The 15,182-nt window shown below is 55.0% G+C and carries 14 protein-coding genes and 1 riboswitch; of the genes, 7 read left to right on the top strand and 7 right to left on the bottom strand.

Annotation, left to right across the window (positions count from 1 at the left end):
* Positions 1-6: 6 nt before the first annotated feature.
* From RBB44_RS14105 to RBB44_RS14090, 4 genes are all read right to left on the bottom strand, one after another.
* Positions 7-900 (bottom strand): NAD(P)-dependent oxidoreductase, encoded by an 894-nt coding sequence (locus RBB44_RS14105; protein ID WP_306148370.1) that lies wholly within the window; start codon positions 898-900, stop codon positions 7-9.
* A 12-nt stretch (positions 901-912) separates the two neighbouring features.
* Positions 913-1,767, bottom strand: a complete 855-nt coding sequence (locus tag RBB44_RS14100) for a glycosyltransferase (RefSeq protein WP_306148369.1) — start codon at positions 1,765-1,767, stop codon at positions 913-915.
* A 7-nt stretch (positions 1,768-1,774) separates the two neighbouring features.
* A complete protein-coding gene (locus RBB44_RS14095; RefSeq protein ID WP_306148368.1) occupies positions 1,775-2,995 on the bottom strand; it encodes an NAD-dependent epimerase/dehydratase family protein in 1,221 nt (406 codons plus the stop codon).
* Between the two features lie 152 nt (positions 2,996-3,147).
* Positions 3,148-3,435 carry an acylphosphatase gene (locus RBB44_RS14090; protein ID WP_306148367.1) on the bottom strand — a complete coding sequence of 96 codons (288 nt, stop codon included), beginning with the start codon at positions 3,433-3,435 and terminating at the stop codon, positions 3,148-3,150.
* A 155-nt stretch (positions 3,436-3,590) separates the two neighbouring features.
* Between RBB44_RS14090 and RBB44_RS14085 the strand changes: the two genes are divergently transcribed.
* Positions 3,591-3,914 carry a hypothetical protein gene (locus tag RBB44_RS14085; protein WP_306148366.1) on the top strand — a complete coding sequence of 108 codons (324 nt, stop codon included), beginning with the start codon at positions 3,591-3,593 and terminating at the stop codon, positions 3,912-3,914.
* Between the two features lie 20 nt (positions 3,915-3,934).
* Here the strand turns inward: RBB44_RS14085 and RBB44_RS14080 are convergent, their stop codons facing one another.
* Complete coding sequence (locus RBB44_RS14080; protein WP_306148365.1) at positions 3,935-4,867, bottom strand: DMT family transporter; 933 nt, start codon at positions 4,865-4,867, stop codon at positions 3,935-3,937.
* Positions 4,868-4,922: 55 nt separating this feature from the next.
* Positions 4,923-5,074: riboswitch (FMN riboswitch) on the bottom strand.
* 428 nt (positions 5,075-5,502) lie between these two features.
* Here RBB44_RS14080 and RBB44_RS14075 point away from each other — a divergent pair.
* Positions 5,503-7,095 (top strand): bifunctional diguanylate cyclase/phosphodiesterase, encoded by a 1,593-nt coding sequence (locus RBB44_RS14075; RefSeq protein WP_306148364.1) that lies wholly within the window; start codon positions 5,503-5,505, stop codon positions 7,093-7,095.
* 73 nt (positions 7,096-7,168) lie between these two features.
* Here the strand turns inward: RBB44_RS14075 and RBB44_RS14070 are convergent, their stop codons facing one another.
* On the bottom strand, positions 7,169-9,181 hold the full coding sequence (locus RBB44_RS14070) for an acetyl/propionyl/methylcrotonyl-CoA carboxylase subunit alpha (protein WP_306148363.1): 2,013 nt from the start codon (positions 9,179-9,181) through the stop codon (positions 7,169-7,171).
* Positions 9,182-9,405: 224 nt separating this feature from the next.
* Here RBB44_RS14070 and RBB44_RS14065 point away from each other — a divergent pair, with 224 nt between their 5' ends.
* From RBB44_RS14065 to RBB44_RS14055, 3 genes are all read left to right on the top strand, one after another.
* Positions 9,406-9,879, top strand: coding sequence for a hypothetical protein (locus RBB44_RS14065; RefSeq protein ID WP_209002162.1), 474 nt, complete (start codon positions 9,406-9,408; stop codon positions 9,877-9,879).
* 116 nt (positions 9,880-9,995) lie between these two features.
* Entirely contained in the window at positions 9,996-10,475 is a 480-nt protein-coding gene (locus RBB44_RS14060; RefSeq protein ID WP_306148362.1) for a hypothetical protein, read from the top strand.
* A 122-nt stretch (positions 10,476-10,597) separates the two neighbouring features.
* Positions 10,598-10,897 (top strand): hypothetical protein, encoded by a 300-nt coding sequence (locus RBB44_RS14055; RefSeq protein WP_306148361.1) that lies wholly within the window; start codon positions 10,598-10,600, stop codon positions 10,895-10,897.
* 113 nt (positions 10,898-11,010) lie between these two features.
* Here the strand turns inward: RBB44_RS14055 and RBB44_RS14050 are convergent, their stop codons facing one another.
* Positions 11,011-12,543, bottom strand: coding sequence for an acyl-CoA carboxylase subunit beta (locus tag RBB44_RS14050; RefSeq protein ID WP_306148360.1), 1,533 nt, complete (start codon positions 12,541-12,543; stop codon positions 11,011-11,013).
* Between the two features lie 255 nt (positions 12,544-12,798).
* Between RBB44_RS14050 and RBB44_RS14045 the strand changes: the two genes are divergently transcribed.
* Positions 12,799-14,223: a circularly permuted type 2 ATP-grasp protein gene (locus RBB44_RS14045; RefSeq protein ID WP_286183195.1), complete on the top strand. Its 1,425-nt coding sequence runs from the start codon at positions 12,799-12,801 to the stop codon at positions 14,221-14,223.
* 6 nt (positions 14,224-14,229) lie between these two features.
* Positions 14,230-15,180 (top strand): alpha-E domain-containing protein, encoded by a 951-nt coding sequence (locus RBB44_RS14040; RefSeq protein ID WP_209173827.1) that lies wholly within the window; start codon positions 14,230-14,232, stop codon positions 15,178-15,180.
* Positions 15,181-15,182: the final 2 nt, after the last annotated feature.

Genomic DNA, 15,182 nt, shown 5'->3' with positions numbered 1-15,182 from the left:
TCAGATTTAACCCGCTGTTGCTTCAGTTTGGGCGGGCGCAGGCAATGACTGGACAAAACTTTCCAGTTTAGCCTTGCCGCCGGGAGACCAGCCGAGTCTCACCAATTTTGCGACATCCATCACGCCCACGGGTCCCGGCGCGCGGATCGGCAGGTGCCACTCAAGGCTGAATGTTTCCTTGTAGATCTTCAAAAGGTCCTGAAGATCGAGCAGCATGTCTGACGCATTGAACACATCAAAGACGGCCTCGCTGTCGCCGCGCGTTTCCAAAAGCAGCGCAACCGCATCTGCCAGATCTTCGCCGTGAACTTCCGTGCCGACCCGAGGGATCACGGCATCGCCCTTGGCGAAGTCATCCAGCACCTTGGTCCATTTGTGTGTTTCCAGGCCCGGAGGGCATCCATAAACGCCGGTGGCCCTGATGACAGTGCCCTTGAAGCTGGCATCGCTCAGCACCTCAAGAGCCAGCTCACCGGCATATTTGACCTTGCCGTAAAAGCTGTCCGGGTCGACAGGCGCCTCTTCCGTCAAAACGCCCCATTCGCCCGCACCGGCATAGACCGCGCGGCTGGAGAGGAACACACACTGAGCGACACCAGCAGCCTTTGCTGCCTGGAACAACGCCTGCGTTCCTTCGACGTTCCGGTCAATGAACCCATGGGGGTCATCCCCCTCCCCATCCCGGTACTTTCCCGGCACATGGGACAAGGCACAGTGGATCAGCGCATCGGCTGCGGGGAGTTCAAACGCCCGATCATCCAGCCCCCATTTGACATATCTGTCTGCCAGATTGTCGGACGGCGTGCGTCCGAGGCACGTGAGCTGGTGGCCATCCTGGCGCAAACGGCTGGCAATAAACCGGCCGAGTTGCCCCGTCGCTCCGGTGATAAGAATATGCATTGATCGACTTTTCTAATTCTGTGCGGGCGGTGACGGCAGATTGGCGAGTGTTTCACCGATATCCCGTCCCTCATAGAAGGCCTGCCACAGATCAATCAGGGGGCGCAAGAGATCTGACCGAGCGTGGTCCGTTTGCCACGGCTTTTCATACTGGTAGTGCAGAATGTGGATCTGATCCCAATCCCAGAGATCCGGCAGATTGAACCAAACATATTGCAGCATGTTGCAGAACACCGGCAGACCGTGCCAGTCGGGAAAATAGCTTTCCAGGAAGGTCTGGTCCGTGCGCCGCCAAAACGCCTCCGGGGCATCCAGCTGCTTGAGCATATCCGCATAGGTTGACGCATTCGGGCGGGCTGTGAAGACACCGCTGTTCATCCGGTGAAAATCGCCCAGCGCCTCATAGACATTCGGGGCGGCACAAAACTCCGGATAGCCAAACAGCTTGTCGCAGTTTTTCAAGACGAGTGCATCAGCATCAATGAAGACCACGCTGTCGTAATCCTCCAACTGCCACAGGCGCAGTTTGACAAAGTTGTCGAGCGGGGTATGAAACACTGGCTTGCCGCCCTTAGTGAACGGCGCCGCCTTGTGCAGCCGTCCCCGCTCGTGCCTCTCATTAAACGCGTCTGATGTCGGCAGGCGGTCACAGCGGCCAAGCCTTGGGGAGAATTCGCGGAGCGCTTCCAGATCGCCCGGATCGACACCCGGCGTATAGAGCACCACGACATCTGCCTTCGTGCCGCTGAGCCGCAAAGAACGCAGCAGCGCAATTGCACCGAGCACGTAATCAGCGTTGGTCACCAGCGTCACATAGGCGTGTCGACTATTAGCCGCTGTCTCAAAGACCGGATGATCGCTTGCCATTGGGACTTCAAGAAACAGATTTTAGACGCGGATGCTCCGGATCGCGTTCGATGTCCACCGCAATCTCCTTCGTCCAGGCAGAGACAGCCGGAACCCGGCTGCGGTCGATCCGGTATGAGAACGCCTTGGCGACATCGACGACTTCACTCAGTAAGCCGTCTTCCAGCTTGATCGGGTTGAGGCCCAGCTCAAGAAATTGGTCATTTTTGACCACCAGATCGTTTTCCGGCGCTTCCTTGCGCGGGTTCGGAAGGTAGGCGATTTTTGCGCCGGTCAGCTTGGAAATGAGCTCGGCCAGATCGCGCACGCGGTGGGTTTCGGTCATTTGGTTGAACACCATCACCCGATCACCGCGGTCCGGCGGGTTGTTCAGGGCAAGCTCGATGCAGCGAACCGAATCCTGAATGTGAATGAAGGCCCTCGTCTGGCCACCGGTGCCATGAACCGTCAGCGGATAGTCGATCGCCGCCTGGATCAGGAACCGGTTGAGGACGGTGCCATAGTCGCCATCATAGTCGAACCGGTTGATCAGCTGCTTGTGCTTGCGGGTCTGCTCTGTGTGCGTTCCCCAGACAATGCCCTGATGCAGGTCCGTGACCCTCAAGCCATCGTTCTTGGCGTAGAACTGGAACAGGAGCTGATCGAGACACTTGGTCATGTGATAGATCGAACCGGGATTGGCCGGATACAGAATTTCCTGGCTGGCTGTTGCGCCAGACAAGGTCTCTACGTCAACGCTCAGGTAACCCTCCGGAATCGCCGCACCAACATTGGAATACCCGTAAACGCCCATGGTGCCGAGGTGAATGAGATGGGCGTCAAGATCGAGCTCCACCATGGCATTGAGCAGGTGGTGCGTCGCATTGACGTTGTTAGTGACCGTGTAGTTTTTGTGCTGGTCCGATTTCATCGAATAAGGCGCAGCGCGCTGTTCGGCAAAATGAATGATCGCATCGGGGCGCTCTTCGGCGAGCCAAGCCTTGAAGACCTCGTAGTTCTCCGCAATGTCGATCAGATGGAAGCGGATCGTGTTGCCGGTTTCCTGTTTCCAGATCCGGGTGCGCTCCTGGATGGAATCCATCGGCGTCAGTGATTGAACACCCAGTTCGGCATCGATCCAGCGGCGGCTCAGGTTGTCGATGATGTGGACTTCGTGGCCCTTGTCGGACAAATGCAGGGACGTCGGCCAACCAACAAACCCATCGCCACCAAGAATTGCAATCTTCACCTGACCACTCCTGCATTCGTTCCGATGGACCTGTTCCACCGCCATGATTGTTTCACATGTGAGATCAGATGATTGCGATAATTCAATGACAGTTCAATGCATTATTTTGAAATTGATACACACGTAAAGAGATTGGACACTTCTTCCACATGCTAAACCGTTTCGCGGACTGTGAAACGTCCGGTAGCAGGTTCGACCGGCTCGAGATCAGATACAGACGTGACCCGGGCGAGCGCAGGGCCGCGCCAAAGGGCGTCCATCATGTCAACTACTGTGTCGGAGGGACCGGATATAACGGCCTCAACGGCACCATTCTTGAGGTTTCGCGCCCAGCCGGCGAGGTCCCGCGCGACTGCCTCCTCGGCGCACCAGGCCCGGTATCCGACGCCTTGCACCCTGCCCTCGATCAGGAGATGGACGGTCAAAGGATCCTGGGTCATCGGCACTTCCTTGTTCCAAAAGCGTTACCTTGGCTCAAAGCTTAGAGTATTGCGGATCGTTTCATACCTGCAATGGGGCTTCATGCAGCAATCCTTGCAGCATGAGGATGATATCTTGCACCAACCTATCCGTACGCCTTTGTGCACGACGATAAATGACCTACATCCAACCCAGCCCGCATTTTTTGAAAGAGGATCTCTTCGGCGTGACCACACAGAAAACACTCAACATCCGCGTGCCCAAAGATCCCTCTGAAGCGATCACGGCCATTGTTGCTTATGCGGGGATTGCAAAGAGGCTGCATGTGGAACTCAGCACGCATGCAGAAGCGATTGGACTGGATCTGGATCAGATCAAAACCGACCTCATCAATGAAGCCAAGAAGGCAGTTCCACATAGCGATTTCTCGGACCATGAGATCAGAAACTACAACATCATGTTCGAAGCCATCGATACGATCTTCAAGCCGATCGACTGATATGGGCTGTCTCTGAGGGCTCACGCGGTCTTTGGCGCGGCATTTCCCCGCCTCTGCTCATCGAGCATCACCAGGAGCGATGCCCCCACAATGACGAGAGCACCCGACCAAAACGCACCCGTTGGCGCAAAGCCGAAGGCAATGAAGCCAACAGCAATGTTGAGCGGCAGCTTGAGATGATCGAACGGCTGAACAAAGGTCGCGTCCGCCTTTTGATAGGCCAGCGTCAAAAGATAGTTCGCAAGAACGGTCAAGAGGCCGGCCCCAACGAGCAAGACAAGCGCCGAACCGCTCACGACGAGACCACCATCGGCGAAGGCCAGCACGGCATTCACGGGCGTCAGCAGGAGCAACAGATAAAGCGTGATGGAATCGGCCTCCTCCCGCTGTGTCAGCTTTTTTGTCACAAGCGACGTTCCTGCCCAAAACGCAGCAGCAGCGACAGGGAGCAAAGCGCCCCAGTTGAACGCCTGTGACCAGGGCTCGAGGATCACCATCCCACCTGAAAAGCCGGCAATGGTCGCGAGCCATCGCACCCAGCCAACCTGTTCCCCCAGAAAGATCCGGGCGCCAAGAATGACGAAAAACGGCGAGGTCATCACAAGGGCAATCGCCTGCCAGATTTCCACGCGCGCCAGACCGGCAACCCACAGCTGAATGCCAATGACGGCCAGGAAAGCCCGCAGGAGATGCAACCCGAGTTGCTGTGTTTTCAAGGCGGTGCGCCCGCGCCTGAGCACCCAGGGAAGCGCAAAGCCAAGTCCAAGCGCATATTGCCAGAAAGCTGCCGACGTTGACGGCACACCGAGCTGCATTGTCGATGCCTGCAGGGCGCCATTTACGAGCGCAAATGAGGCGCCTGCGCCGACCATGGCAAGCGCTGCCAGCACCGGCTGCGCCTGAAGTGAGGAGGATTTGGTGTCCATCGTCTTCAAGTCCGTTCCAGTTTTCATCCAGAACAGTCTCAATAAGACCAAAAAGCTGCACCGCTTGAGAAAAGCGGCCCAGCCAAGCTCTCTATCATCCGGACTGTAACCGTCGGCTCCGGCATCTCACCGGATCTGCTGACCCTTGGCATACACGAATTGCCAAGGCGCTCGCGGGCTCCAGGTTTCCCTGATACCGCCGGTGGGGACTTTCACCCCGCCCCGAGAACTGTTCCTGAAATCCGTATTTACCCGCCTCAACCGATCGGCGCAACGGCTGCGGGCCGGATAATTCAGTATGACTGAAAACAAAATCTGAGACGTTTCCATCAACCGCCACCTCAAGCCCTATCTCAAGTTGTTCCCGCAGCTCCAGCAGGCTTTGTCAAACGAATTCTAGAAATCATGGCAATGAAAGTGGCGGCGCGTGAAACCACAAAATATTTAGAACATCACTCGCCAATAAATTAATTCATCGTAAATAGAAATTCAGAAATAAATAGAAAAAAATGCATTCATTAATAAAAATAACCCTTATTAGCCCCTCAAAACAAACAAATTATGGAATTTATACATGAATTTTGCGAGAATAAACAATTTTGAAACCTTTAGAATTCCCACTGTCAGTATTCACAATAAGGGGCGAGTAGCAGAACATCGTCATGAGCGAAAAACCGTCGATGAGAACGAGATTTCTATGGGAAACAAGCGCGTCACTTTTGGCGTTTGTCGCCCTTGCAACTCTGTTTTCATCCATCGATTTATTTGAATGGCTTTATAAATTCTCACGCGCTCATGAAGACTACGAGTTGGATGACGTGTTTGCAGCGTTTATGGCGTTGCCTGCAATATTGCTGATCATCGTGGTCCGCCGGCTCGTTGACTTAAAGCGCGAAATGGCTTTGCGTGTGAATGCCCAAGAAACAGCGCGCCATCTTGCGTCGGTCGATCCATTGACCGGTCTGGCGAACAGGTTTCAATTTTTCATAGACATCAAACAGACACTCAGCGTTGGCCTTAGGAAAAAGGCCTGCTACGCACTGTTCCATATCGATCTGGACCGCTTTAAGCAGATCAACGACCGTTATGGTCCGGTAGTCGGTGATGGCGTTCTCAAGCAAGTTGCAAACCTCATTGAAGATCGGCTTGACGACCAAGACCTGCTTGCAAGAGTAAGCAGCGATGAGTTTTTGCTTCTTAAGCCATACAAGAGACGATCGGATGTCACAGATTTGGGACAATACCTTGTCTCATTGCTTGATCGGTCGTTCCAGTATCAAGGAGTTGAGCATTCCGTAACGGCTTCGATTGGCATCGCAATAAACGACGATTTTACGCCTCAGAACTATTTGAATTCCGAACGTCTGATGACCAGCGCAGACATTGCGATGTTCACGGCAAAATCCAATGGCCGGAACAGATGCGAGGTCTATCATCCGGCCATGCGGCAAAAATTCGAAGAGCAGACGATCCTGGGCGATGACCTGATCAGAGCATGTGAGCAAAAAGAGTTCGAAGCTTTTTTTCAACCACTTGTTGATGCGCAAACATTTGACGTCGTTGGCGCCGAGGCGCTCGTCAGATGGCGCCATCCAACAAGAGGTCTTCTTGCACCGGCAGAATTTCTGGACACAGCTGAGACCCTTGGCCTCATCAGCCAGATCGACCAAGCCATGCTGGAAGAAGCCATAAAGATCCGTCACAAGATTGAAGCCAGCGGTCTGGTCGCACCGCGAATATCCGTCAACATATCTGCAGACCGGCTGAAATCACCGCTGTTCTTGCACATGGTTCGCAACATAAATGTGGATCCGGCGTCACTAATCTTCGAAATCAGTGAAGCTGTCACCTTTGACACACTTGATGACATGTCCCGATACAACCTTGAAGCACTCGCTGAACAAGGTTTCGAAGTAGAGATTGATGACTTCGGGTCCGGACGTGCCTCCATCCTAAGTCTTCTTGAGATGGAACCGAAGCGCCTGAAAATCGACAGGAACCTTATCGCTCCCATTATTGTGTCTGAAGGCTCCCGCAAACTTGTAAAAAGCGTTGTCGATATGGCCACAGCTCTTGGTGTCGAAGTTGTTGCCGAGGGTGTCGAAACCCTCGAACACGCCAACATCCTTGCAGCACAAGGCTGCCGCCTTTTGCAGGGGTATTATTTTGCCACCCCCATGCCCTCTGATCATTTCATCCAGTTTCTGCATGAGAAATCTGGATCGAAACAGGCTACTTCGGAACTGAGCGCGTAAAGCCGCACAACGGACAAAAAACCCGCCGTGTTCGCGGCGGGTTCTGTGTGTTCAGCAACATTCACGTGGTGGATCAGGAGAACTCCATGATCACTGCGTCGACCGCGAGGCTGTCGCCCGGCTCGGCCTTGATGGCAGTCACGACACAGTCCCGCTCGGCACGAAGGACGTTCTCCATCTTCATGGCTTCAACGATGGCCAGCTGTTCGCCCGCTTTGACTTCTTGCCCTTCACTGACGGCGATGGATACGACCAGACCCGGCATAGGGCACAGCAGCATTTTCGATGTGTCCGGCGGGAGTTTTTCCGGCATCAACTCATCGAGTTCGGCAACACGTGGCGTCATGATCTTGGCTGTGACGGAATAGCCCTGCCAATCGAGGCGGTAGCCACCACGAACCGGACGGACCTGAACCGTGATGTCCTTGTCCCCGACGCGGCCGCTCCAAAGTGCAGCGCCTGGCGCCCAATCCGATTCCACATTGACAACTGGCCCGTCGCCAATCGCGACATCAAGCTCAATCGGCGTTCCCGGATAACCGGCGGCAAGACGAATGGGAACATAGGTCTTGTCGAGCTTGACCACCCAGTCTTCGCGGATCGCACCGGAGTGCGGCCGCAAACGGCCAGGAAGATGGTCGAGACGTTCGCGCTCAATCGCCGCCATGGACAACGACACCGCCGCCAAAACACCCCGCGCTTCGTCATCCGGCTCAGCTGGGAAAAAGCCGTCCGGGTATTCGTCTGCAATGAAACTGGTCGCCAGTTCACCGGACCGCCAACGCGGATGGTTCATCAACGCGGTGAGGAACGGCACGTTGTGCTGAATGCCGTCAACGTAGTACCCGTCCAGTGCCTTGCTCATGGCGTCAATCGCTTCTTCGCGGGTCGGGGCATGGGTGATCAGCTTGGAAATCATCGGGTCGTAGAACATGGAGATCTCCGACCCCTCGACCACACCGGTGTCATTCCGGATGGTCAGTCCATCGCTTTCCAGTTCCTCCGGCGGGACGTAGCGCACGAGCCGGCCAATTGAGGGCAGGAAGTTCCGGTAAGGATCCTCGGCATAGATCCGGCTTTCCACGGACCAGCCGTTCAGCTTCACGTCGTCCTGTGCGATTTCAAGCTTCTGGCCATAGGCAACGCGGATCATCTGCTCGACCAGATCGACCCCGGTGATCAACTCGGTAACCGGGTGCTCCACCTGAAGTCGGGTGTTCATTTCAAGGAAGAAGAAGCTCTTGTCCTGGCCAGCCACAAACTCAACGGTGCCCGCGCTGTCGTAGTCAACGGCTTTTGCCAAGGCGACCGCTTGTTCGCCCATGAGCCGGCGGGTGTCTTCATCCAGCAACGGCGACGGCGCTTCTTCAATAACCTTCTGGTTCCGGCGCTGGATCGAACACTCTCGCTCGCCCAGATAAATCGCGTTGCCGTGTTTGTCGCCAAGAACCTGAATTTCAATATGGCGCGGGTTCTCGATGAACTTTTCAATGAAGACGCGGTCATCGCCAAAGGAAGACGCGGCTTCTGATTTGGACCGGGTGTAGCCGTCACGTACTTCTTCGGCGTTCCAGGCGATCCGCATCCCCTTGCCGCCACCGCCGGCCGAAGCCTTGATCATCACCGGGTAGCCGATGTCCTCTGCGATCTCGACGGCTTGATCAGGTGATTCAATGACACCGAGATATCCTGGAACCGTGCTGACTTTCGCCTCGTTGGCAAACTTCTTGGATTCGATCTTGTCGCCCATCGCTTCAATGGCGCGCGGGTTCGGACCGATCCAAACGATATCTTCCTTTGCGAGCGCCTCCGGAAAGCTTGCCCGCTCAGACAAGAAGCCATAGCCGGGATGCACAGCTTCAGCACCAGTCTCCTTACAAGCCGCAATGATCTTGTCGGCAATCAGGTAGGATTCAGCCGCCGCTGCAGGACCGATGTGAACGGCCTCGTCAGCCATCTCCACGTGCAGTGCATTCCGATCGGCATCTGAATAGACCGCAACGGTTTTGATTCCCATCTTCCGTGCCGTCTTGATAACGCGGCACGCAATCTCACCCCGGTTGGCGATCAGTATTTTCGAGAACATGCAATTCCACCCAGCTGGATCTGTTTTCTGAGTTGTAGGCCGGTCCTCCCCTCCAGTGCAACTTATCCAAAGGGTGGTCAGACGATGTGAGAACCATCTTTCTACGGCCGTTCAGGCAAAACAATCGATAGATTTGGATCACTGTCTATTGCGGCAAGGCGCTGATTTTCCTTTTTCTTAACAAATATATTGCAAATTCTACCATGTATTTGGAGGAAGACGACGTGGCAAAAAAACTAATAACATCACTGATCATCGGCTTTGCCCTGACGAGTTCTGTTCAGGCAAAAACGATCGAGAAGTGGCATGCCGGAGAAGTCGACGGCTTCACCCGCTATTGGACCACAAACAACATCGGCGCGAGTTTCGTCGTTTGGTGCCATCCACAGCGTCCAGTCAACGGCACTTTGTTGCACGTCGTCATTGACGGCAAAACACCCACTCCAAACACACGCATGAAGCTGATCATCGACAACGAAATCATGGAAATTCCGGTCAACGAACAGGGATATATCGACACAGGATGCGCAACCTGCGCCGACACGTTCGAATATGTCTGGCATCGGCTCCGCGCCGCAACAGCCATTGCGGTGAAGTTCAAGGACGACAGCTACGCCGGTTTCTCGCTCAAAGGTGCGAAAGAAATATTACCGGCAAATGTCTGCCCGACTGACTGGCAAAAAAAGCAAGCGTCATGAGCAGCATCTCAGACAAGAGCGGCAAGTGTCATTTCAAGGCGTTTCTACTCAGCGGAATTAGCTAAAATTTAAGACAACCCTCGGTATTTTCAGCAGTGCATACATTGGGGCTCCAGATGTTCACTCGCCTGTTTCTAATTGCAATGTTTATCGGTCTTTCCGTCACGCCGAGCGTTTCGGGAACCGTGGGCAGTTGGCACAGTGAAAAAGTGAATGGCTATCAGCATTATTGGACCAAGAACAAGCTCGGTTCGCGGTTTTCAATTTGGTGCCCTGATAGCAAGAAGGCTGTGCTTCCACTGATCAGCATTGACATTAAAGGGCGTCTTCCGGTCCCGAGAACCTTGATCCGGGTCGAACTCGACCACCGCTTGATCAAATTTACTGCCGACAGAGACGGGTACATCCGCCCGGACTGCCCTGCCTGCGCCGACAACATGCGGTATTTCTGGCAGCTTCTTCGCAACTCAGCGCGCTTTGCCGTCCTGTTTGACGAGGATCGGCGGTATGCGGGCTTTTCAACCCGCGGCGTTGGCGAAGTGATCCCGCCAACGGTCTGTGAACCGGACCCGGGCCTTCAGGCCAACCACCAATAGGTCTTCATCCCGTAAAGCAAGACAATCCGTGTTGTCGGTCACATGTCCGGCGGCTTGATCGCGCTATACTCCTGCTTACCAGGCTTGCAAAGTGCGGTGCCTGAAACACGCTGGAGGTTCGTATGAAGCCGCATGCCCTACTAATCCCCGCCGCTGTTCTTTCGCTTCTGTCAGCCGCGAACGTTGCAGAAGCTCGGCCGGATCTACGTCAGATGACCTGTGCCCAGGCACAAAATATGGTGCTTCGAAACGGAGCGGTGGTCTTTACGACAGGCCAGTACACTTATTCCAGGTTCGTCGCGAACCTCAGATATTGTGAACGTGATAAAGCCCTAGCACCGCAGTATGGCACAACGCGCGATAATCCGCAGTGTTATGTTGCTTTTGAGTGTAAAGACCCGGATCTGCTGTTCATCGATTGAGACACCGCGGCCACGGTCAACTTTTGAAGAGATGACGGCAATAAAGTCAGCCTAAAAAACAAAACCCGCCAAGTTTTTTTCTCGGCGGGTTTGAGGCTAAACATCTTTCGCAATCAGAGCGGAATGTTGTCGTGCTTTTTCCAAGGCGTTTCGACCTTTTTGGCGCGCAGCAAAGCCAAGGCTTTCGAGACACGGCGGCGGGTCGAATGCGGACGGATCACATCATCGATGTATCCACGCTCCGCAGCGACGAACGGGTTTGCAAACCGGTTCTCGTAGTCTTGCGTGCGCTTCTGGATCTTTTCCGGATCCCCCAGTTCAGAGCGGTAGAGGATCTCAACAGCGCCCTTTGCACCCATCACGGCGATTTCCGCCGTCGGCCAGGCATAGTTGATGTCACCGCGAATGTGCTTGGAACTCATGACGTCATAGGCCCCGCCGTACGCTTTACGAGTGATGACCGTAACTTTTGGCACTGTCGCCTCGGTATAGGCAAACAGTAGCTTCGCGCCGTGCTTGATCAGACCGCCGTACTCTTGAGACGTGCCTGGCAAGAACCCCGGCACATCGACGAAGGTGACAATCGGAATATTGAAGCAATCGCAGAACCGCACAAAGCGGGCTGCCTTGCGGCTTGCATCTGAGTCCAGAACACCGGCCAGAACCATCGGCTGGTTCGCAATCACACCGACGGTGCGCCCTTCCATGCGGCCGAAACCGGTGATGATGTTGCCCGCAAAGTTCTCCTGAATCTCGTAGAAGTCCCCCTCATCGAGAGTCTTCAACACAAGCTCTTTCATGTCGTAAGGCTTGTTTGGATTGTCCGGGATAAAGGAGTCGAGGCTCATGTCGATCCGGTCCGGGTCATCGTAGTTTGTGACCTCGGGCAGCTCTGCCTGATTGTTCATCGGCAGGAAGTCGATAAGACGCCGCATCTCCAAAAGCGCCTCAACATCATTGTCGAATGCACCGTCGGCGATTGAGGATTTGGTTGTGTGCACCGACGCACCGCCGAGTTCTTCTGCGGTAACCGTTTCATTGGTCACCGTTTTCACGACATCCGGTCCGGTGACAAACATGTAGGAGGTGTCGCGAACCATAAAGATGAAGTCGGTCATTGCCGGCGAATACACGTCACCGCCCGCACAGGGGCCCATGATCAGGGAAATCTGCGGAATGACACCCGAAGCCTGAACATTGCGGGTGAACACCTCGCCATAACCGCCCAGCGCGGCAACCCCTTCCTGGATCCGCGCACCGCCCGCATCGAAAAGACCAATGATCGGTGCCCGGTTCTGCAGAGCCATGTCCTGCAGTTTGACCATCTTTTCGGCATGGGCTTCTGACAGGGACCCGCCGAAAACTGTGAAGTCCTTGGAGAACACGTAGATGGTTCGGCCGTTGACCGTGCCCCAGCCGGTGACCACGCCGTCGCCAGGAATGTGCTGCTCGTCCATGCCGAAATCGGTGCAGCGGTGCTGCTTGAACATGTCGAACTCTTCAAACGAACCTTCGTCCAAAAGGATTTCGATCCGCTCCCGAGCGGTCAGCTTGCCTTTGGAGTGCTGGGAATCGATGCGCCGCTGGCCGCCACCCATCTTGGCCGTTTCCCGCCGCTGCTCCAACTCCACCAGAACGTCTCTCATCTGGGTCTCCCAATGTCTTTGTCTTGCTTGGTCCTAGCATGCCCACCGAACCCGGCAAAGTCAGCACAAGGGAGAATGGCAGGTGCGATCTAGAAATCTGAATTCGGTGCGATTTGGTGAGCTATCCGCCTTCCTCCGCCCGAAGTCCTATCAATTTTGCCTAGAAATTAGGCAGAATACGCCGTTAAAATGACCTTGGGTTGTCAGATCCGGCCTGCCATCCTAGTCTTAATTAACAAAGCAAGCGGGGAGGCAATGTCAGACAGCTCTGGGTTTTTCAATGAGATGCTCGAACAGGACGGCAGTCCACGGGCCCCATATTCAAGAATCGCCAATTGGCTTCAAGACAAGCCGAACAGTTTTCTAACCAAGAAGAGCCGCGACGCGGAAACCATCTTCCGCCGCCTTGGGATTACCTTCGCGGTTTATGGTGCCGAAGAAGCCACTGAGCGGCTTATTCCCTTTGATCCCATCCCCAGGATCATCTCAGCTTCAGAGTGGCGCCGCCTGTCGGCCGGTATCGACCAGCGTGTTCGCGCCCTCAACGCCTTCCTACACGACATTTATCACCGCCAGGAAATTATCCGTGCCGGGCGCATTCCGGCGAACCTTATCCTGCAGAACGAGGCATTCTTGCCGGAAATGGCCGGGTTCACCCCGGCGCGAAAGGTCTATTCCCACATCATCGGGACAGATCTGGTCCGGGTTTCTGAGAACGAGTTTTATGTGTTGGAAGACAACACGCGGACCCCGTCCGGTGTCTCTTACATGATGGAGAACCGGGAAACGATGATGCGTCTTTTCCCGGAGTTGTTCCAAACGCACAATGTGGCCCCCGTCGAACGTTATCCGGAAAACTTGCGCCAGACGCTCGAAAGCGTCGCGCCGGATCCGGCGAAATCAGAACAGACCATCGTCGTCCTGACACCTGGTATCTACAACTCCGCCTATTTTGAGCACGCCTTCCTCGCCGACAGTATGGGCGTGGAGCTGGTTGAAGGCCGCGATCTGTTTGTCGATGCCGGCAAGGTCTTCATGCGCACCACCCGGGCGCCAAAACAGGTCGACGTGATTTACCGCCGGATCGACGATGCGTTCCTCGACCCACTCACTTTCAATCCGGACAGCATGCTGGGCGTGCCCGGACTGTTTGATGCATATCGAGCCGGTAATGTGACGATCTGCAATGCGCCGGGCACAGGAATTGCCGATGACAAGGCGATTTACGCGTATGTGCCGGACATCATTGAGTTCTACACCGGTCAAAAACCGATCCTCAACAATGTGCCCACGTGGAACTGTTCGCGGGAAGATGATCTTGCGTATGTGCTCGACAATCTCGCCGACATCGTTGTGAAGGAGGTTCACGGATCTGGTGGATACGGCATGTTGATCGGTCCAACAGCCTCAAAACGGGAGATCGCAGAGTTCAGGAAAATCCTGCAGAACAACCCCTCCAACTACATCGCTCAGCCGACGCTCGCCTTGTCGGCCTGTCCAACCCATGTTGCCTCCGGCATCGCGCCCCGCCACGTGGATTTGCGCCCCTTCGTCCTCATCGGTGATCAAGTGCGGATCACACCTGGCGGCTTGACCCGCGTTGCGCTGAAGAAAGGCTCCCTGGTGGTCAACTCCAGCCAGGGCGGCGGCACAAAAGATACTTGGGTACTGGAGGACTGAGACGACATGCTAGGAAGAACCGCCGCCTCCTTGTTCTGGATGTCGCGCTATCAGGAGCGCGCCCAAAACATCACCCGACTGATGGAAGTCGCTTATCGTGGGGCTATCATGGCTTACGATGGGCAAGCCGAAGGCCACCATTGGCAATTCGCTCTGGCCTGTTCTGGCGCTGAGACTGGCTACCACGAAAAACATGACGAGCTGCACTCGCGGCACGTCACGAACTACATGGTCTTTTCAAAAGACAACCCGATCAGCATCCGCAATTGCCTGGAGTTATCGCGCAACAACGCCCGTGCGGTGCGCACAGGCATCACCGCCGAGCTTTGGGAAGCCATCAATACGACCTGGATTGAGTTTTGCGACACCAGCCCGCAATCAGTCACCCAGGAAAAACTTCCGGACTTTCTGGCTTGGCTCAGTCAGCGCTCACACCTGTTCCGGGGCGCCCTTCTGAACACCGTATTGCGGGATGACGGCTACTACTTCAGCCAGATGGGCACATTTGTTGAACGGGCCGACAACACGGCACGGATCCTCGACAACCAATACTGGGTGCTCTTGCCGGACAACGACATCATCGAAGACGGCAGTTCGGAACGGTATCAATGGTCTGCAATCCTTCGCGCCCTGTCCGGCCGCCGGAGCTACCGATTTGCTTATCCAAATGCTCAGTTGAAGGCTTTCAATATTGCCGAATTTCTAATCCTCCGGCGCGAAATGCCGAGGTCGCTTGCCTATTGCTACGACTGGCTCGCCGACACAGCCGAAGACCTCGGTCAGTTCTATGGTTCAAGGGAACCCAGCCTGGATCTGGCAGCCGACATCTTCAAGGATCTGAAGGAAAAGCAGATGCGGGACATTTACCAGGAAGGCCTGCATGATTTCCTGATCGACTTTATCGGCAAGAACAACCAGTTCGCCCACCAACTATGTGAAGACTACAACTTCGCCTGACC

The sequence above is a fragment of the Roseibium sp. MMSF_3247 genome (assembly GCF_030733765.1).
GTDB lineage: Bacteria > Pseudomonadota > Alphaproteobacteria > Rhizobiales > Stappiaceae > Roseibium.
Note: the sequence above shows the minus strand (reverse complement) of the source record. Positions and strands in the feature narration are given on the sequence as shown.